The 19,155-nt window shown below is 59.2% G+C and carries 18 protein-coding genes and 2 tRNA genes; 4 read left to right on the forward strand and 16 right to left on the reverse strand.

The window, feature by feature from the left end; all coding sequences use genetic code 11:
- Window positions 1–9 precede the first annotated feature (9 nt).
- The 5 genes from dnaB to rpsF form a co-directional block, all read right to left on the reverse strand.
- A complete protein-coding gene (gene dnaB, locus SHEL_RS13715) occupies window positions 10–1,404 on the reverse strand; it encodes a replicative DNA helicase (RefSeq protein WP_012799875.1) in 1,395 nt (464 codons plus the stop codon).
- A gap of 461 nt (window positions 1,405–1,865) precedes the next feature.
- Window positions 1,866–2,411 (reverse strand): 50S ribosomal protein L9, encoded by a 546-nt coding sequence (gene rplI / locus SHEL_RS13725; RefSeq protein WP_012799877.1) that lies wholly within the window; start codon window positions 2,409–2,411, stop codon window positions 1,866–1,868.
- 11 nt (window positions 2,412–2,422) lie between these two features.
- A complete protein-coding gene (gene rpsR, locus SHEL_RS13730) occupies window positions 2,423–2,683 on the reverse strand; it encodes a 30S ribosomal protein S18 (protein ID WP_012799878.1) in 261 nt (86 codons plus the stop codon).
- A gap of 48 nt (window positions 2,684–2,731) precedes the next feature.
- The gene (locus SHEL_RS13735; RefSeq protein WP_012799879.1) at window positions 2,732–3,184 is read right to left on the reverse strand and encodes a single-stranded DNA-binding protein; all 453 of its coding nucleotides are present in this window, start codon (window positions 3,182–3,184) and stop codon (window positions 2,732–2,734) included.
- 58 nt (window positions 3,185–3,242) lie between these two features.
- Window positions 3,243–3,536, reverse strand: coding sequence for a 30S ribosomal protein S6 (rpsF, locus tag SHEL_RS13740; protein ID WP_012799880.1), 294 nt, complete (start codon window positions 3,534–3,536; stop codon window positions 3,243–3,245).
- Window positions 3,537–3,928: 392 nt separating this feature from the next.
- Here rpsF and SHEL_RS13745 point away from each other — a divergent pair, with 392 nt between their 5' ends.
- Window positions 3,929–4,417 (forward strand): hypothetical protein, encoded by a 489-nt coding sequence (locus SHEL_RS13745; protein ID WP_012799881.1) that lies wholly within the window; start codon window positions 3,929–3,931, stop codon window positions 4,415–4,417.
- Between the two features lie 82 nt (window positions 4,418–4,499).
- Here SHEL_RS13745 and SHEL_RS13750 read toward each other — a convergent pair whose 3' ends face one another.
- From SHEL_RS13750 to SHEL_RS13760, 3 genes are all read right to left on the reverse strand, one after another.
- Window positions 4,500–5,066 carry an MptD family putative ECF transporter S component gene (locus SHEL_RS13750; protein WP_012799882.1) on the reverse strand — a complete coding sequence of 189 codons (567 nt, stop codon included), beginning with the start codon at window positions 5,064–5,066 and terminating at the stop codon, window positions 4,500–4,502.
- 99 nt (window positions 5,067–5,165) lie between these two features.
- The gene (locus SHEL_RS13755) at window positions 5,166–5,789 is read right to left on the reverse strand and encodes a TetR/AcrR family transcriptional regulator (RefSeq protein ID WP_012799883.1); all 624 of its coding nucleotides are present in this window, start codon (window positions 5,787–5,789) and stop codon (window positions 5,166–5,168) included.
- Window positions 5,790–6,389: 600 nt separating this feature from the next.
- Window positions 6,390–6,482, reverse strand: a tRNA-Ser gene (locus SHEL_RS13760).
- A gap of 229 nt (window positions 6,483–6,711) precedes the next feature.
- On the opposite strand from SHEL_RS13760, the gene SHEL_RS13765 reads away from it, so the two are divergent.
- Window positions 6,712–7,305: a DUF4126 domain-containing protein gene (locus SHEL_RS13765; protein WP_012799884.1), complete on the forward strand. Its 594-nt coding sequence runs from the start codon at window positions 6,712–6,714 to the stop codon at window positions 7,303–7,305.
- A gap of 51 nt (window positions 7,306–7,356) precedes the next feature.
- Here SHEL_RS13765 and SHEL_RS14640 read toward each other — a convergent pair whose 3' ends face one another.
- A complete protein-coding gene (locus SHEL_RS14640) occupies window positions 7,357–9,258 on the reverse strand; it encodes a C40 family peptidase (RefSeq protein ID WP_169304531.1) in 1,902 nt (633 codons plus the stop codon).
- Between SHEL_RS14640 and SHEL_RS15355 the strand changes: the two genes are divergently transcribed.
- Window positions 9,257–9,517, forward strand: coding sequence for a hypothetical protein (locus SHEL_RS15355; protein WP_169304532.1), 261 nt, complete (start codon window positions 9,257–9,259; stop codon window positions 9,515–9,517). The genes SHEL_RS14640 and SHEL_RS15355 overlap by 2 nt on opposite strands.
- A gap of 392 nt (window positions 9,518–9,909) precedes the next feature.
- Here SHEL_RS15355 and SHEL_RS13775 read toward each other — a convergent pair.
- The 6 genes from SHEL_RS13775 to SHEL_RS13800 form a co-directional block, all read right to left on the reverse strand.
- Window positions 9,910–10,001, reverse strand: a tRNA-Ser gene (locus SHEL_RS13775).
- Between the two features lie 307 nt (window positions 10,002–10,308).
- Window positions 10,309–11,625, reverse strand: a complete 1,317-nt coding sequence (locus SHEL_RS13780; RefSeq protein WP_012799886.1) for a peptidylprolyl isomerase — start codon at window positions 11,623–11,625, stop codon at window positions 10,309–10,311.
- Window positions 11,626–11,832: 207 nt separating this feature from the next.
- Window positions 11,833–13,644: a translational GTPase TypA gene (gene typA, locus SHEL_RS13785; RefSeq protein WP_012799887.1), complete on the reverse strand. Its 1,812-nt coding sequence runs from the start codon at window positions 13,642–13,644 to the stop codon at window positions 11,833–11,835.
- Window positions 13,645–14,178, reverse strand: a complete 534-nt coding sequence (locus SHEL_RS13790) for a J domain-containing protein (RefSeq protein ID WP_012799888.1) — start codon at window positions 14,176–14,178, stop codon at window positions 13,645–13,647.
- Window positions 14,179–14,390: 212 nt separating this feature from the next.
- On the reverse strand, window positions 14,391–15,287 hold the full coding sequence (locus SHEL_RS13795) for a zinc ribbon domain-containing protein (protein ID WP_083762393.1): 897 nt from the start codon (window positions 15,285–15,287) through the stop codon (window positions 14,391–14,393).
- 210 nt (window positions 15,288–15,497) lie between these two features.
- Window positions 15,498–16,727 (reverse strand): zinc ribbon domain-containing protein, encoded by a 1,230-nt coding sequence (locus SHEL_RS13800; RefSeq protein WP_012799890.1) that lies wholly within the window; start codon window positions 16,725–16,727, stop codon window positions 15,498–15,500.
- Window positions 16,728–16,922: 195 nt separating this feature from the next.
- Between SHEL_RS13800 and SHEL_RS13805 the strand changes: the two genes are divergently transcribed.
- Window positions 16,923–18,353: an NCS2 family permease gene (locus tag SHEL_RS13805; protein ID WP_012799891.1), complete on the forward strand. Its 1,431-nt coding sequence runs from the start codon at window positions 16,923–16,925 to the stop codon at window positions 18,351–18,353.
- Window positions 18,354–18,526: 173 nt separating this feature from the next.
- On the opposite strand, the gene SHEL_RS13810 is transcribed toward SHEL_RS13805, so the two are convergent.
- Window positions 18,527–19,141, reverse strand: coding sequence for a TetR/AcrR family transcriptional regulator (locus SHEL_RS13810; protein WP_012799892.1), 615 nt, complete (start codon window positions 19,139–19,141; stop codon window positions 18,527–18,529).
- Window positions 19,142–19,155 lie beyond the last annotated feature (14 nt).

Raw genomic sequence — 19,155 nt, forward strand, 5'->3', positions numbered from 1 at the left:
GCGCCTCCGTTACATGATCAGCGACTGGTCGACATAGTCGCCGAATTTGGTGTACTCGCCGTTGAAGGTGAGCGTGATGTCGCGTGTGGAACCGTTACGGTGCTTCGCCACGATCAGGCGGGCGGTGCCCCAGTCGGGACGGCCGTCCTTTTCGGCCTCCAGCTCATCCATGGATCGGTCGATAAACATGACGATGTCGGCGTCCTGCTCGATGGAGCCGGATTCGCGCAGGTCAGACAGCATGGGGCGCTTGTCGCCGCGCATTTCGACGGAACGGGACAACTGCGACAGCGCCAAAATGGGTACGTCGAGCTCTTTGGCCAGCACCTTCAGACCTCGGGAAATCTCCGCGACTTCCACGGCTCGGTTGCCGTCGCGGCGGGTGCTAGGCGGCTGCATGAGCTGCAGGTAGTCGACCACGATCAGGCCCTTTTTGGAATCCTTCAGCTGGCGGCGCGCCTTCGCACGCATCTCCAGCAACGACAGACCGGGCGTGTCGTCGATGTACAGGTTGAGTTTCGAAAGGGTGTCGGACGCATTCAGGATAGGGGTCCAGTCGTTCTCGGTCAGGCTGCCCGTACGCAAACGGCTCAAATTCACGCGGGCCTCGGAGCACAGCACGCGCTGGACCAGCTGCGCGCCGCTCATTTCCAGACTGAAGAACACCACGTCGGCGCCAAGTTTTGCCGCGTTGACAGCCAAGTTCAAAGCGAACGAGGTCTTGCCCACGGCGGGTCGGGCCGCCAGAATGAGCAGGTCGCCGCCGCGCCATCCCCAGAACAGCTTGTCCACATCCTTAAAGCCGGTGGCCACGCCGGCGATTTCGTCGTGGTTCTTGGACATGGCGTCGATCTGGTCGAACACCTGGGTCAGCAGCTCGTCGACGCGCTGGAACGTCGAAGACACCCGTTTCTGGGTGACCGAGAACAGCATCTTCTCAGCCTCTTCAATCACTTCGCTCGTGTCGTCGGGCGCGTCGTAGGCCAGCGCGTTGATATTGGTGGATGCGTACACCAAATCGCGAAGGACGCTTTGGCGCTTGACCACTTCGGTGTGGTTGCGCCAGTTGGTGAGCGCCAGCGTGTTGTTGGCCAAATCGACGATGTATCCTCGGCCGCCGGCGGCTTCCAGCTGCCCCATGGCGCTCAGGCGCTCGGCCAGCGAAATCTGGTCGATGGGAATATGCCGTTCGGCCAGGTTGAGAATGGCCTCGAAGATGATCCGATGGGCCGGACGGTAGAAGTTCTCCGGCGTCAGCACGCTGCCTATTTCGTCGATGGCGTCTTCGTTCAAGATGCATGCGGCCAGTACCGATTGCTCAGCTTCGACATTATGGGGCAGAGGACGGTTGTTCAGGCCCTGCTGCGGTGCGTTTTGTTGTGAAGCGTTCGGATAATCAGGCATGATGCTCCTTGTAGACGTGCATAACCCATTGGTTCGGTCGTTGTTCAGCGCTAGTTTACCGCATAGCAGCTGTTGAAGCAGGGCGGCAAACGGTACAGACGAGGCCCCTCAGCGGCCAAAAAAGACCTCAATCCCTGGTTTTCCACAATATGGCCTTCCTTTTGCCTGGGTTCAAGCAGCCATATAGTAGTTTTCCACTTTATCCACAATTTCGCTCTGTGCATGCATTGTGGATAACCATTTGTGACGGGATTCCACAACCCGCGGCACCCTTTCCGCAACGGGCTTTTTGCCTTGGTTCCCACCCGCCGCGCCCCGATGCCGAACCAGGTCCGCATCTCTCTCCCGACCTGCCTTGTTCTGCTGCGAAATTCCAGGCACGACCACGGTCCGACACGCAATAAAAACCCCGCCACGGAATGTGACGGGGTTGGACATGCATTGCAACATGTAGCCAGAAGCTATTCGGCAGCTTCCTCGGCGGTCTCTTCGACAGCTTCCTCAGCGGCTTCCTCGGCGACATCGGCCTCAGCCTCGGCGGCCTGGGCGGCGGCACGCTCAGCGGCGTCGCCGACCAGCAGCTCCAGGTTGACCTTGACGTCACGATAGATGGACAGTTCCACCTCGTGCTTGCCAGCGGTCTTCAGGGGCTGACGCAGAACCAGACGCTTGCGGTCGATCTCGACGTCGGCCTCGGCCTTGACAGCGTCGGCGATCATGCCGGCGGTAACGGAACCGAACAGGACGCCTTCTTCGCCCACGCGAGCGGGAACGAAGATCTCCTTGCCCTCGAGGGCAGCCTTGAGCTCGTTAGCGTTGGCCAGACGAACTTCTTCGCGCTTGGCGATGTTCTTGCGGCGCTGCTCGAGCTGCTTGATGTTGCCCTTGGTGGCCAGGATGGCCATGCGCTGGGGGCCCAGGTAGTTGTTGAAGTAGCCGGGGGCAACCTCGACGATATCGCCTTCGCCGCCCTTGCCGGGGAGTTCAGTAAGCAAGATAACCTTCATGAGGCACCTCCTTAGCGGTTACGACGGTCGCCGCGGCCGCTCACTGCAGGAACCGTGTAGGGCATGAGGCCCATCTCACGAGCGTTCTTGATGGCGTTGGCGACGTCACGCTGGTGCTGGACGCAAGCGCCAGTCACGCGGCGGGGCTTGATTTTGCCACGATCGGTCATGTATTTGCGCAGCAGAGCCGTGTCTTTGTAGTCGACGTACTCGGTGTCGTCCTTGCAGAACTGACAGTACTTACGGCGAGGCTGCTTGGAGTATTCAGCCATAATTTCCTCTTTCAGAATCCAAATAAAGCGTTGCTGGTAAAGATTGCCCTAGAAGGGGATGTCTTCGTCGTAGACGGAGGTATCCACCATCGGGGCCTGCGGTGCGGAAGAGCCATACGACTGGCCGTAGGAAGGTGCGGACTGCACGCGCGGAGCCTGCGGAGCGGAGCCGTCGCGGGAGCTCATGAACTCGATCTCATCAACGATGACTTCGATCTTGTTGCGCTTCTGGCCATCACGCTCCCACTGGGACCAGCGGAGCTTGCCTTCGATGGCGACCTTGGAGCCCTTGGTCAAAAAGTTCGAGACGCTTTGGGCACGGGCACCGAACATCGTGCAATCGATAAAGTTGGCGTAGTCCTCCCATGCGCCAGTCTGCTGGTTCTTGCGGCGATCGTTCACCGCAACGCCGAAGCTGAGAATGGGGAACCCGCTCGCTGTAATGCGCAGTTCGGGGTCACGAGTCAAATTGCCTGTGATGAGAACTTTGTTGATGCTCATTGATCTTCCTCTTCCTTAAGTCTTGTGGGCGAAATCCGCCCGCTCCGAAAAAATCGGATTACTCGCGGTCGTCACGACGGACGATCTTGTGGCGCACGATAGCGTCGGTAATGCGCAGGACGCGATCGAGCTCAGCGACGCTAGCAGGATCCATGTGGAAATCGATGAGCGTGTAGTCACCCTCGGTCAGACCGGCAATCTCGTAAGCGAGCTTGCGGCGACCCCAGTTCTCGACGTTGTCAACCTGGCCGTTGTTGGCGGCGATGGTGGTTTCGACGCGCTTCATAGCAGCGAGACGAGTTTCGTCGTCGAGCGTGGGAGCGACAAAGAACAGCATTTCATAAGCCTTCATAGTTTCACCTCCTCTGGACTGTACGGTCCCGGGGCGCATGAAGGCTTCTGCCCGGGACAGGAAACCTGGTTATAGTACCAGCCAATCCTCATCTGCGCAAACCCCGATTGTCCACATGTGCAAACCTTTCACATCTGCTCCATGAGTCTACGATTCGAACCTTGCCGAATCGTATGTAAACTTTGCATCGAAGCACGATGCGAGCCTGAAATGGATTCGAACGTTTTCCGAAAAAACCTTGCCGAAATCTAAGTTTTGCCTTAGCCCCTGCCGCCTGACCTCGTATGCGTCTTTCGTATGACAATCGGCAAGTCAGGATTTTTCAATCTGATCGCTCCCGTATACTTTCCGCAGTAATTACCCCGCACGTTGCGGAACAGATTGGAGACACCATGGCAGACTTCGAAGTCGACGCGCAATATAGCAAGGATCCCGAGATCGACGAGACGCTCAACGCCCTTATCGAAATGGCCTTCGGCCTGGCCCAGGAAGACCTGGAAAAGGGCGAGGTCCTGAGCCCGTTCACCCTGACCCTGTTCGGCGAGAACGTTTCCCAGGACTTCTTCACCGGCGAAACCCCCGACGAGTTCCGCGTGGCTGCAGAACTGCACGTGGTGCGCCAGGCCAACATCGCCGACGGGTATGCGTTCTGCTACGACGGCTATCTGGAAACCAACCAGGGCGTCATGGACGCCATCATCGTCGAAGCCGCCATGAAGGATGACCTGGCCGGCGTCGTGTACGGCCTGCTGTACGAAGAGCATGACGACAAGCTGGTCTTCGAGGAGAAGCCGCGTTTCATCGATGTCATTTCCAGCTTCCTGGCCGAGATCGAGCCCGAAGAAGACGAAGCGGAAGACGACGAGACCGACGAGGACTAAGCGTCGGATTCCTTACCTATATATAAGAAGGACGGCGAAACGAACCTCGCCGTCCTTTTTTGTTTTGCAGGCAGCCTGACGCCTAGCGCTTCTCCAACTTGAACAGCTTCGCCGTAAGATATGCGACCGCAACGGACACCACGATGCCGATCACGATGACCAGCGGCAACGACCATGCGGGGCTTGCCGCCATAAGTCCGTCGGCATATCCGGCCGGCATTTCCTCGATGGCGCATTCGTAGGTGTATGCCCGGTTGAACCAGATTTGGCCGTAGTATCCGAACGTCGAGAACGTCATGACGGCCGTGGCGATCACGTCTCCCAGCCAGTCGTATTTCCTGACGGCGCGGACCGCTTCCGCCAGCAAGCCGATCACCACAAGAGGCACCACGTGCCACATGACGGCATCGCCGATGGCCACCAGCAGCAGGATCATGGCCAAAGCAAGGCAGGCTGCGACGCCCGGCGCCTGCACGTTGCGAAACGCCCAGATCGCAATACCCGAAAGCAGGATGCCTGCCGTGATCTGGTATCCCACGAAGAAAATCGGGTGGACGGCGCCCGTGAAGCACACGACCGCGCTCAAAGCGGCATACAGCACCGCGCACAGGAGCACCCGCAACGCGCTTTTGGAATTCCACGTGTTCATGTTCTTTCTCTCCTTTGAGTTAATGGTTTCGGCTAGCGTTAACTAACCCCTAATACGAAGAAAGTCCCGATTGCTCGGGATCTTTCTTTGGTGCCGCTTTTATGTCTCCAGTTCGAAAAGCCGTCTCCACCCGGGATACAGCAGGTCACTCACGAACCGCGCATGACGCATCGCCTCGTCTTTCGTCATGTCGTGACGAACCGCTTCAAACAGCAGGTGGACATAGGCCGTCGACAACATGTGCCACTGCATGTCCGATACTCCCTTGGTCCGCTTACCCGCGCGACGCAGGGCCTCGACGTATGCCCTGTTCCCTTCGGCTTCCATTTGGATCAAGTCCTCCTCGAAGGATTCGAACGGAGAACCCTTCGAGCAGCAAATCAGGAGCTTCATGCCCTCGTAGTGCTCGTATATGAAATCCACCCAGGCGCTTGCCCAGTCGAAGTCGAACGGGTTGTACTCCGCATCGATTTCCATATCCGCCTTGCCGCTGTCGGCAAGCTTGCGGAAGGCGTCCAACGTGTCCTGCACAAGATGCGCGAACATGTCCTCTTTGTTTGCAAAGTGGCGGTACAGACCCGCCGTCGTGATGCCCACACGCGCAGAAACCCTGTTCAGGGAGGCTTTTTCGTAACCATGGGCAAGAAATTCCTCCCGCATGCACCGCACGATCCGCACATGCGTTTCCGTCTTGTCCTTAGGCACGTCTTCACCACCCTTCATAGTTTGCTTAGGCTTACTTCTTTTGTTAACACCATTAACTTATGAAGTCAAGGCTGCATCGCATTGGCGTCCGTCTCATGACGGCGGAACTGGGGCATCTGTCTTCACGAAGCCAAACCCACGATGTGTCGGAATCTGCTTCCAGAAGGTGGGGCTGGGGCATCCGCCCACCAAGCGAAAATGAAATCGACTACAGTTGCAAGCCGAAATGGCCATTCCGACTACACATGCCGCCCCCGAAAACCAAACCGAATACAGATAGAGAGGCCAAAACCGAGTCCAAAGGTGGCATAAACAGCGTAAATCGCCCGAAATCCACCTTGGCGGGCTGTATTTGAGGTTAATCCGACCCCGATAGACCTTGGTAACTGTACGCGGGTTGGTTTTCGAGGTTGGCATCTGTATTCGAGATGGCTTTTCGAGCGCCTAAGTGTAGTCGGAATGAGTTGGCCGGGTTGGCAATCGGCGCTCGATCTGGGTTGCAGGGGCCGATCCGTCGCTTCGACCGGGCTCAATCCAAGCGGAAGAGTGCCGAACGACCAACTTGCCGAATGGCAGCCCCAACAAAAAAGCCGCTCTTGCGAACGGCTTTCAAAATTCTGGCGGAGGAGGAGGGATTCGAACCCTCGTAGCCGGGGATACCGGCTAAACGGTTTTCGAGACCGCCGCATTCAACCACTCTGCCACCCCTCCGTTGGGTGTGCGCGTCATTGTTTCAGGTTGACGACGTGCATTAGGGAATGATACCAGTTTTACGCCGCATTCACAACGAATCCCGAACTCATGGGAAAAAATGCCGATATCGGCAACGCGCCACACTCCGAAGAACCACCATGCGGTAACGCCTTGCCAGGTCTTTTCGCATGTCGCGTGATTTGGATGTAAGCTGTTGTCAGTGCAAAAGCCTGAGAAAGGGGCCGTCGTGGATGCTTCGCAAATCGCCCAAATCGCCCTCGCCTTGGCGCTGGGCGTCTCCCTCAGCGCTTCCTGCGGATTTCGCGTGTTCATCCCGCCGCTGATCCTGAGCGGCGCCTCTATGGCGGGTTTTGTGGACTTGAGCTCGGATTTCGCATGGATGTCCACCTGGCAGGCAACCTTGGGGTTCGCCACGGCAGCGGTTGCCGAGGTCGCAGCTTACTACATTCCGGCCGTCGACAACCTGCTGGACACGATTGCCGGCCCCGCCTCGGCCGTTGCGGGAGCCGTCATGACCGCCGCCCTCATCGGCGGCGACGTGGACCCCGCCCTGAGGTGGGCCTTGGCCGCCATCGCCGGCGGCGGCACCGCGTTTGCGACCACGTCGAGCACTGCGCCAATCAGGGCCGCGTCCACCACCGCAACGGCGGGCTTGGGAAACGGGCTGTTCTCCACCCTCGAAGCGGTTGTCGCAACACTGCTGAGCATCGTGGCCATCGCCTTGCCCGTGCTGGGATTTGTTCTGGCCGTCGTCATCGTGGTAACCGTCGCGCAGTCAATCGGTCGCATCCGGTCCAAGCGTAGCGAAACCACCGCATAAGAAAAGGAGGCCCGCTTGGGCCTCCTTTCATTTTTCGTGAGTCTTGAAGATTTACGCCTCGGGGTCGGCGGCTTCGACGTCCACATCGACCGGCTGGGTTTCCAAGATGCGCTTGGCTATGACCGGCGATCCGTTCTCCAGGGCCGTCACCTGCACGCCGTTGTCGGCAGACTCGATGTAGCACCCTTCGCCCAGGTACATGGCCACATGCACCACCGTGCCTCCGCTGTTGACGAAGAACAGCAGGTCGCCCGCGTGCAGGTCGGCAAAGTCGACATCCTGCCCCACCTGAACCTGGGAGGCCGACTCGCGCGGCAGCGTGGTGCCCAGGGCGTCCTGGTAGCTGCGCCACACCAGACCGGAGCAGTCGAAGGCGTCCGGACCGGCGGCACCCAGCAGATAGGGCGTGCCAAGATGGGTAGTGGCTTCGACGGTCAGGTCGACCAGGTCGCGGCTCTCCTCAACGGCGGTCACGTTGCGGGCGCCGTCGATGGTCACTCGCATGGGACCGTAATGATTTTCGGCAGCCAGGGCAGAAAGCGCCGCGCTCAGCATGTCCGCCTCGGTCGCGTCGCTTGCGATGGCGGCTTCGCCCGATTCGACATCGGCCACGTTCAAATCGGCCACAGAAGCGGGCACGTTGACTTCTCCGCTCAGAACCGCCTGAGCAACCGGGTAGTTCGAAAGCGTTCCGGCAAGCCAGTCAGCCGTGATGGTTGCAGGCAGCGAGCCTTCGTCGATGGCAAGAACGTCGCACAGTTCCTTATCGGAAACCCCGACCCAGTACTCTTCGGACAGCTCGTAATCAAGCGGCTCGTCGAAGCGGGTCAGGTCGTACGTCAGAATAAGGTCTTGCAGGTTCTCGGAATACGAGGTGCTGGTTGCGTAACGACCCTCGAGGTAGTTGCAGACGGCCGCCGGCGAACCCGCCACGGACTTGCGCGCGCCCGCGTAATAGGAGGACGTCAGCAGGTCCACGTAGTCGAGCAGCGAGGCCCGGTAGGAAGGATAGCTCCTGAACTGGGCGTTGATCGTGTAGTACGAACCCGTGCCGTCGTCTTCCGAGGTCAGCATGGTGACGCCTTCGCCATCGTAGGCGCCCTTCACGCCGAACAGGTTGAAGTAGGGCGGCTGCGAAAGCCCCGAGTTGCCGGAACCGGACTCGAGGATGGCCTGGGCGATCATGACCGATGCGTACAGGTCGTTTTCGGCAGCATACTTACGCGAGGCCTCGCCAATCACGGCGATAAACTTCTCGGTGGTCAGGCTCACGCCATAGGCGCGCGGGGTATAGGAGGTGTCGCCGTTGTAGGACCAGTTGGGAACGATGACCTCGGCTTCAGCTTCGGCTGCGGTTTCGGTAGGAGCGGCCTCGACGACAGGCTCCTGTTCCTCAACGACAGGCTCTTCGACGGCCGGCTTGTCTTCGTCAGTTGTTTTGTCATCGGTACTCGGCTGGTCGGGTTCGGGCTCCGTAATGTCCGCGGGGGTTTGCAGAGCCGCAATCTGGGCAGCCAGATCGGCATCGATGGTTGCAAGCACCGCGACGTCGATACGCGCCAGCTCCTCGACGGAGAGCTGTTCGCCGTTCAGGTAGCGGGTGAGCTCGTCCAAACCGGCCATTCCCGCTGCGCGGGCGGCCTCGAGAATAGCCGCGACGTCGCGCTCGACCGCAGGCGTCTCGACAACGTCGTCAGCAGCTTCGCTTTCGCCATCTTCGGCAGCAGGGGTGGTTTCGCCATCGGATTCCACGGGCTCTTCGGCGGTAACTTCGTCTTCCGCGGATGCCTCCTCAGGCGTTTCGACCACGGCAGGCTGATTTTCCGCAGGTACGGCCCCTTCCACGATCACGGGAGTTTCGGCGGTATTGGTTTCTTCGGCAGCCACGGGCTCGGTCGCGGCACCTTCGGCCCCTTCCGACTCCTCGGCAAACGCGCCGAGGGGCGATGTCATGCCGAAAGGTAAGACCAGCGTAAGGGCCAACGTCAACGATATCGACAGCGCACTTCGCGCCACGCGTACGGAAGTATTCTTTGCGGTAGCATTTGCTCCGTTCATAGAGACACCTCGAAACATATCTATTGCATATGCCGCGGGCGTGTGGTGTGTGTGCGTCGTTTACCCATGTGCAGCCATGTCCAAGAGCTATTATCTGCCCGGCTGCAACATGCTCATATCAGAATGGCCCGTTTTTGCCGAACTGCGGATTTAACCCCCCGCTCTTGGAGAAATATAGTTCAATATTATCACCAGAGCAGCATATGTCAAAGCACATTTTTTTCGTGAACAGCCCCTCCAAGCAATACCTTGCGAGCCTGTTCAACGGTGGGAAACACCTGGGCGAAACGCCCTCGGGCAGACGCCGCAGGTTATTGCCCAAGACGTACTGATGGATTCCGTTTGCGGGCGGGGGCGGCCCCACCCATCCGCCTCCTCAGTCTGCACCTTTTCCCGAAAACGGCCTTTCGCGCCAAGAAAAACGAGGTTTTTACCGAGAGGAGCAGGCGGCGGGCTTGATTCGGCAGGAAGAAAGCTCAATTCGCGGCACCTCGGCCACGTGAATACAAAAAAAGCAGGCCCCTTTCGGGACCTGCTTAGATTTCCTGGCGGAGAGATGGGGATTCGAACCCCAGATACCCTTTCGGGGTATACACGATTTCCAATCGTGCTCCTTCGGCCAGCTCGGACATCTCTCCATTTGGTCGTTTTGCTACTTCAGCAGCAGCAAAACGGAAGTATAGCAAAAATTAACGCTTTGTGCGCGAGGTTTTGCTTCTTCCCCATTGCATCACAATTCCTGCGCGTATGCTCGCCGTGCCGGCGGATGCCGAGGTCGCCAAGCCTGCACGATGCGGATGCCCGTTCAGAACGGCTGCGCTTCGGCATGCGGTTGGCTCCAAATTACTATCAGGAGCGGCAAAAACCCTCCGCACGCCTGACCGAGCGCGCAAAAAGGCGCCGCCCATTGGGACGGCGCCTTACAAAAGCTTTGTCGGATGGCTGCTAGTTCGCGGTGGGAGCGTCAGCGGTCTCCTCTTCGGCAGGCTGATCGGCCGGGCTGCCTTCGGCGGTTTCGTCAACCGTGCTCGCGGAAGGATCGCCGGACTCTTCGGCAGCCGCGCCGTTCACGGTTTCCTCGATAGCGGCATCAACGTCATCAGCGGATTCGTCAGCCGCGGCACCATCGGAAGGAGCCTCTTCGGTGGCGGTATCGGCGCTTTCGGCACCGGTATCGCTGGCGGCCATGGCGGCCTCGGCCTCAGAGGTGTCGACGTCGTAGGGCAGACCCTCGGGCATGTCGTTAATCACGATGTCGGCGCCCTCCTGATAAGAGGAGAACCATTCCTGGTATGCCATGTCCTGAGCGCTGGAAGAAACGTAGTCCATGATCAGGTCCTGCAGCTCCTGGGGCAGCTCTTCGATGGAGGTGACCTCTTCGGGGCAGGTGAAGACCTCGGTGCACTTGATGATATGAATGCCGTAGTCGGAGGTGACAAGACCGCTGACCTGGCCTTCTTCAAGATTAGAAAGGGCATCGGTGTATTCGGTCACGAAGCTGTTCAAGGCGTCCCAGCCCACGTTGCCGCCATCAGCTGCAGATGCGGTGTCGATGGAGTATTGCGCAGCAGCATCGGCGAAGTCGATCTCGCCGTTGTTGATCTGGTCGAGCACCTGCTGCGCGGTGGCTTCGTCGTCAGCTGCGAACAAGATGTGGCTGGACTTCTTGGCGCCGTCATAGGCAGGGCCGTACATCTGCGCGTACATGAGCAGATCCTCTTCAGAGGGCTCGGCGTCGCCTGCCACGATGGGAACAAGCGCCTGCTCCATGGCGTAAAGCTCCAGTTCAGAGCGGTACACCTCTTCGCTCTGGATACCAACGGACTGCAGCGCCTCATCCCAGGCGGCTTCGTCCTCGTAGTTGCTCTTCATGGTTTCGACCTGCGAATCGATTTCCGCAGAATCGACCGTCACGCCGTTCTCCTCGGCAGCCTGGCGAACGAGCGTCTGATTAACGTAGTAGTTGATGACTTCGCTACGAAGATCCTCGGCGGTGTAGCCGGCATTGACCATCCATTCGGCCCAAGCTGCGTCTTCGGTCAGGCCGTTCAGCGAGCGGAAGTCCTCGATGTAACCGGTGATGGAATTCTCGCCGATTTCGACGCCGTTGACCGTAGCGGCCACGCCGCCGGTGGTGTCGGACACGTCGAGCTGATCGTACGTCGCCTCTTCCTGGTTGCCGGAGCAGCCCGCAATCATGGCGGCCATGGCGCAGGCGATGGCGAACACGGCCATCGGTTTGATGATACGAGTAGCACTCATAGGATACCCATCCTTTACTTAGGTAACGGCGTGCAAAGACGTACGCCACGTGTGGTATCGCGTATTTTCCCACATGCGTAGAATCGATATCCGTAGTCCACAATACACACATCGCCCTGTCACATTGTTGTCGAAAACCATCATGAAGAAAGCCGCACCCGGGTTCGGATGCGGCTTCTCAATCTGATGTATGCCCAGATGCGGAACCTACTGCTTGTTGGCCTTCTTGCGGTCGATGGCGGAAAGCAGGCGCTTGCGCAGGCGGATGCTCTTAGGGGTGACCTCCACCAGCTCGTCGTCCTGAATGTACTCCAGGGCCTCTTCCAACGTGAAGGTAACCGGCGGCGTCAGCTGGATTGCCTTGTCGGCGCCGGAAGAACGCTGGTTGCCCAGCTGCTTGGCCTTCTCCACGTTTACGACCATGTCGCCCTCTTTGGCGCTTTCGCCCACGATCATGCCCTCGTAGCAGTCCTCGCCCGGACCGACGAACATGCGGCCGCGCTGCTGCAACGTATCAAGCGCGTAGGCCACCGATTTGCCCGTGGACATGGCGATCATGCTGCCGTTCTTGCGGCCGGCGAACTCGCCGCGGTAGGCGCCGTACTCGCTGAAGTGGTGGAACATGTTCGCTTCGCCATGGGTAGCGTTGAGCAGCCTGGTCTTCAGGCCCATGGTGCCGCGAGACGGAATCTTGAACACCAGGTGGGTCTGGTCCTCGCGGGTGAACATGTCGGTCATCTCGCCGCCGGCGTTGCCGAACACCTCGATGACCTTGCCGGCGTATTCGCTGGGCACGTCGACGGTTGCCTCCTCGATGGGCTCGAGCTTGCGGCCCTGCTCATCGGTCTTGATGATGACCTGCGGGCGGCCGACCTGGAATTCGAAGCCTTCGCGACGCATGGTTTCCATAAGAACGGACAGATGCAGAACGCCGCGGCCTGCCACGGAAATGCCGGAGCCTTCCTCCAGCGGCTCGATGCGCATGGAGATGTTGCTTTCGGCCTCACGCATGAGGCGCTCGTTGAGCTGGCGTGAACCGACGATTTCGCCTTCGCGGCCGACCAGCGGGCTGCTGGATGCCTCGAACACGACGGCCATCGTGGGCTCCTCCACGGCGATGGGGTCCAGGCGCACGGGGTTCTCGCGGCTGGTGACCATATCTCCGATGTCGGCATCGTCGACACCGACCACCGCGATGATGTCGCCTGCGCTGACCTCCTGCACCTCGGCCTTGCCCAGGGCCTCGAAGGTGAACACCTGCTTGATGACGGTGTTGTAGCGGGTGCCGTTGTTCTTGATGACCAGCACCTGCTCGTTCTTGTGCATGGTACCGCTGTGCAGACGGCCCACGCCGATGCGGCCCACGAAGCTGGAGTGGTCCACGGTGCAGATCTGCAGCGCCACAGGACCGTCGGGATCAACCTCGGGAGCAGGGATTTCCTTCAGAATGGTGTCCAGCAGGGGCACCATATCCATGTTGTCGTCGTCGTACTCGTAGCGGGCGAAGCCGTTGACGGCGGAAGCGTACACCACGGGGAAGTCGAGCTGCTCGTCGGAGGCGCCCAGTTCGACCATCAGATCGAAGACCTCGTCCAGCACCTCTTCGGGACGCGAACCCGGACGGTCGATCTTGTTGATGACAAGCACGATGCGCAGGCCCTGGTCAAGAGCGTGCGAAAGCACGAAGCGGGTCTGCGGCATGGGGCCTTCGAAGGCGTCCACGATCAGCAACGCGCCGTCGGCCATGTTGAGCACGCGCTCCACCTCGCCGCCGAAGTCGGCGTGGCCCGGGGTGTCGATGACGTTGATCTTCACATTCTTGTACTGAATGGAGATGTTCTTGGACAGGATGGTGATGCCGCGTTCACGTTCCTGGTCGTTGCTGTCGAGCACGCGCTCTTCGACCTGCTGGTTGCTGCGGAACACGTTTGCCGCATACAGAAGGCGGTCCACCAGCGTGGTTTTGCCGTGGTCAACGTGGGCGATAATCGCCACGTTGCGGATGTTTTCCTGCTTCATTTACTCTTCTTCCATTTCGTTCTCGAGCTTGCGACGTTGCGCATCAATCCCCTTGATGTGGTCGTCGATGTTTCCGATGGATTGCTGGGTGGAAATCAGACTGACGATGCCCCAGATCATGACCGTGGCGGCAAGGCCGGCCACCGCGACGAACCGGCGCAGCAACAGCGCTATGATGCCGCCGCCCACCAACATGATGAGGGCGTTGCGACGCTCGTCGAGAAGCGTGTCGCGCTGGGCCACCAGCTGGGTTTTCGCAGCCTCAAGACCGGCAAGCTGAGCCTCGGCGGAACTGTACGCGCGACGCCCCGACGAGCCGGAGGAGCCTTTCTTGCTGCCCTTTCCGCTGGTCAGATAGTCGTAGGCGTCCTGCAGCCGCTTGAACTGCTCGGTGGCACGGTCCTGGAGCTTCTTGTTGTTGGCGAAACGGTCGGGGTGCATGATCTGAACGCACTCTTTGTAGGCGGTTTTGATGTCCTCCTGCGTTGCGTCGGAGTCCAGACCCAAGATGTTCAACGCTTCAATGCGGTTCATTTCTCCCCCTTCCGGTGCCGTTTTGCCTGATAACAAGTCAGGGATTATAGCATCGGCATGCAGATGGGGGCCGCAATACGCACAAAGCCCACGATGCACGCGGGCTTTGCTATGTGTCATCTACCCGAACCTTGATCGTCATCACATCCGATCGACAACGAAGGCCGTCCCCCTCCGGGTTTCCGCCGACACAGCCGCCGGCGTGTTCGGGGCTACACCCAAGGGGTCTTGTTCAGGGACTCGAACTGGGCGTAGGCACAGGGCTTTTCGATCTCAACCCACTTCACGGTGACCGTGGTGTCACTCGTTGGGTTGTACATCGACACGATGTTGCCGTCCTCGTCGACTTCAATATCCAGCTCCGTCGTCTCTCCCGCTTCGATCAGCTGCGCGGCACCCCCATCGAGATCCCACTCGTACGTTAACAAAACGTTGAAGTCTTCTGACGAAACCACACGTCCGTCTTCGAACTCCTGCTCCCGCCGGTATTCTCCGTCATCCAAATCAGAACGTTTGAGCTGGCCGTCCTCGTCGTATTCGTAGGACTGCGTCTCCTTCCAGTCGAAACCCTCCCAGGTCTCGGCGACCAAGCGGCCGTCCTCGTCGAACTCGCAGTCCACCTCCAGCGTCTCCTTAATGGGATCGCTGCCGTCGTGGACGTCTGTCGTGCTCTCCACGCTCACAGGACAGCCGTTCTCGTAGGTGTACGTGCGCTCGACATCGCGCTCGTTGCCGTCGCCCTCCCATTTCATTTCCCTGTGCCAGCTGTCTATCGCTCCATCTTCGGCACGGTCCATGGCAAGCTCCATCCGGTAGCTCTGGTCGCCCGTCTCTACGGTCAGCTCTTCAATCACGAAAACCGGTTCGAGCTTTTCGCCAGGCAGCAGCCTTGGAACCAAGAGCATAGCCGCAACCACGACCAAGGCAACCACACCGACAAGCCCCACAAGGAGATACGGCTTATACGTTTTCGCCCTGGGAGCCGCAGCCATCGGTGCAGCAGCAGGCATCGGAGCCGCGCCGGCAGGCGCGGCACTAATCGGATTTCCACATTTGGGGCAGAAAGGCGCGTTGTCGGCGATTTGGCTGCCACAGTTTCTGCAATACATAAGTCCCCCTCCGCTGGTTTTCGTATCTATATAGAGAATACCAGCGTGCCCCGAACCCTGGTTGTACAACTTCGCCCAATGCGCCAATCACCCGACCCCTTGTTGCCGCATCGGCCCTATTCTGCCGACCCACAAAACGACCGCTGCCCCGTTCCATGGAAAGAAACGGGGCAGCGTATGTATTCAAGCGTTGTCCGCCAGCCGAGTCCATTACATCCACGGAGTCTTGTTCAGGCTTTCAAACTGGGCATAGCCGCACGGCTTGTCCACTTTCACCCATTCGACGGTGATGCTGGCGTCCTCTTCCCCACCAACCATCGACACGATGTTGCCAGCGTCATCCGTCTGGACGTCGAACTCGTACTCCCCTAAATCATCGGTCTGCTTCATGGTGCCCGCTTCGACATCCCAGTCGTATTTCACCTTAGACGAATAATCGCCATCGCCGGCGTTCATCGTGGTCAGCATGCCGCCTCTGTACTTTTTAGACAGCTGATAATTGCTTTCGCCATCCATCTCGGATTCCATTTTAGAGCTCTTGAGCTGGCCTTCGTCGTCATACGTGTACCGATAGCTCTCGACCCAGTCGCTGCCCTCCCACGTCTCGGCGGTCACGAAACCCTCGTCGTTTATCTCGTGCGTGGTCTCCATGGGGTTCGTCTGCGACGTCTCGTCACCAGAGAACTGAGATGTGCTGTCAACCGTCGTTGGGAATCCGTCCTCATAGGTATAATCTCGGTCGATGGTAAGCGTTTCCCCTTCGATCAGCATTGCGTTGCGCGTCCAGTGTGTAATCGTGCCGTCGTCGGCGCGTTCGATCGTCACCTCGTATTCGCCGACGGTGCTCACTTTGCCGTCGCCGTCCAGATCAAGCGAATACTTCACGGGCACGTACACCGGACCGGACGATCCGCCGATCAGGCGAGGTATCAGCAGAAACGCCCCGATCAGGACAACTGCTGCCACGCCTGCGACAATCCCGATCATCAGTCCTTTTTTCGGCTTGGCTGCAGGCGGCGTTACGTTGCTGGCTGCAACATCCGCAGGAACCGGAGCAAACGGAGGCGCTTGCATCTGCGGTGCGTTGTTCACGGGCGCAGCCGAAGGCTCCACAGGAGCCGTTGCGGAACCGCCGGCAGACAGGGACTCGAGCGCAGCCTCCGCGTATTCGGATGCAGGCGCCTGGCCGAGAGCGGGTTCAGGCGCAACGGGTTCGGTCGCGGGCTCAGGTTCAGGCTCGACTGCTACGGTTTCGATCTCGGCCTCGGTTGTGAGTTCGACCGCGGCTTCAGGCTCGACTGTAGATTCGACCGCTGCCGGCTCTGCAGGCGCGGCTGCCTCCGCAGGCGCGGTGCTTGCGGTGGACTCGACCGGACATCCGCACTTGGTGCAGAACTTCGCATTATCGGCAACTGGATTGCCGCATCTCATGCAGAACATAGAATCCCTTTCTAAATAATGGAGATATATATTCAGCATACCAGTATATTCGACGGAACCAACGGCCAACATGTCCCAAAATCACAATGAGATTCTTGGATACGCCCGCGCATCATCAACCGAAATCCTTTCAAGCATGATACTATCGCACGGTCAGACAAAAGTCTGATGTGTCCTACGGAAGGAAAAAGGGAAGTGGATAAGATCTTCAAGCTAACCGAGAACGGCACTTCGGTAAAGACCGAAGTCATCGCCGGCCTCACCACGTTCATGACGATGGCGTACATCATCGCCCTGAACCCCAACATCCTGGCCAACTACGGTTTCACCGATGGCGGCATGAACCTGTGGAACGCCGTGTTCCTGGCAACCTGCATCGCCTCGGGCATCGCCATGATGTGCATGGCGTTCATCGCGAACAAGCCCTTCTGTCTCGCACCTGGTATGGGTCTGAACAGCTTCTTCGCGGTGGTCGTCGGAAACGTAGCCGCCATCACGGGCATGACGTACGTCGCATCGTTCCAGTCGGCGCTCATCATCATCCTCGTCGAAGGCATCGTGTTCGTCATCTTAACCTTGTGCAACATCCGCGAGAAGATCGTCGACGCCATTCCGTTGGGCGTTCGCCTGGGCATCGCCCCCGCCATCGGCATGATGCTGCTGAACATCGGCCTGGGCTCCAACGTCTACATCGCCGACTCCGAGCAGAACCAGTTCTTCGTTATGAAGGACTTCTTCGGTTCGCTCACCGCCACCCACGCCTCCGAGATGATGACCGACGCCTACCCCGTCATGGTCCTGTCCGTCATCACCATGTTCATCGGCCTGTTCATCATCGTGGTTCTGGCCAAGCAGGGCGTAAAGGCCAACGTCATCATCGGCATGCTGGTCGCCTCCATCATCTATTGGATCGGCGACGCCGTGTTCTTGGGCGGCAGCCCCTTCGCCTCGCTGGCAACCGCATCCTGGGTGCCGGCCTTCAGCGACCTGGTGGACCTGACGCTGTTCAAGCTCAATTTCTCAGGCTTCCTGCAAATCGGATGGTTCACTGCCATCACGCTGATCATCACCTTCTGCATGATCGACATGTTCGACACCATCGGCACGCTGGTCGGCACCGCCTCCCGCGCCGGCATGGTTGACGACAAGGGCAAGATGCCCGGCATGAAGCAGGCCCTGCTTGCCGACTCCATCGGCACCGTCACCGGCTCCCTTACCGGCACCTCCACCGTCACCACCTTCGTCGAATCCGCATCCGGCGTCGAGGCTGGCGGCCGCACGGGTCTGACCGCATTCACCTGCGGCGTCATGTTCCTGCTGTGCATCTTCATCGCGCCTCTGGCCGCCATCATCCCGGCCGCTGCCACGTCTTCCGCCCTCATCTACGTCGGCGTTCTGATGCTCTCCGGCCTGGAGAAAGTCGACTGGGGCGACCTGGACGTGGTCGTGCCCGTCACGCTGATGCTCATCGCCATGCCGATCTCCGGCTCCATCGGACATGCCATCGGCATCGCCATGATCGCCTACACCGTCATCAAGGTCTGCTCCGCCCAGGCCAGGGAGGTTTCCGCCCTGACCTACGTCATCGCCGGCCTGTTCCTCATCAAGTTCTTCCTGGTCGTGTAAGCCCACGCCCTGCGAAAACCTGACGCACCGAACAAAGCCGCCGCCCGAGACTCCTCGGACGGCGGTTTTTTCATGCCTCAAAAACAAACCGGCATACAAACAGAGGGCGCCGAACCACGTCGGCGCCCTTCGGAAATCCATACGACCCGAAAGCTGAAACTCCAGATCCTGCGTTAACGCTTTTCGGCCGAAGCCAGCGCCTTGCGGCCCTTCTTGGTGAGCAGCTGCGCAAACAGCACGGTCAGGGCCTCGTCGATGGTCATGTTGTCCATGGACGGATTCGCGTCGGGGGCGGACTCGATCAGCCAGGTACTTTCCATATGTACCATCATGAACGCGATGGCCTCAAAGGTATCGCTACTGATGTTGTCGCGCACCAGCTCGCCCTTCTGGAGCTTCTTCAGGCAGGTCACGTAGTGCGCCTGCAGGTCGGCCTCGAAGGCGTCGTTCTCTTCACGAACCGCCTGGGAGCTGGCGTAGATCTGGTTGAGGTTGCGGAAGTAGAACGGGTACTCCTCCTCGCTGCGCTTGGCTGCGCGGAAGGTCGAAACCATATGCTTCATCAGGTCGTCGCCCTTAAGACCCGACTCCAGCTTGCTCTTGAAGTCCTTGTGCAGGTCGCGCAGCAGCACGGCGAGCAGGTCTTCTTTCTTGCCGAAGTGGTACGTCACGTTGCCGACGCTGGTCTGGGCGGCTGCGGCAATGTCACGCAGCGACACCGCATCGTACCCTTTCTCGTTGAACAGGCGCAATGCCGTCTCGCAGATGCGTTCCTTCGTGGTTGCCATTATGGTTACCCTCC

This window comes from Slackia heliotrinireducens DSM 20476, from assembly GCF_000023885.1.
GTDB lineage: Bacteria > Actinomycetota > Coriobacteriia > Coriobacteriales > Eggerthellaceae > Slackia > Slackia heliotrinireducens.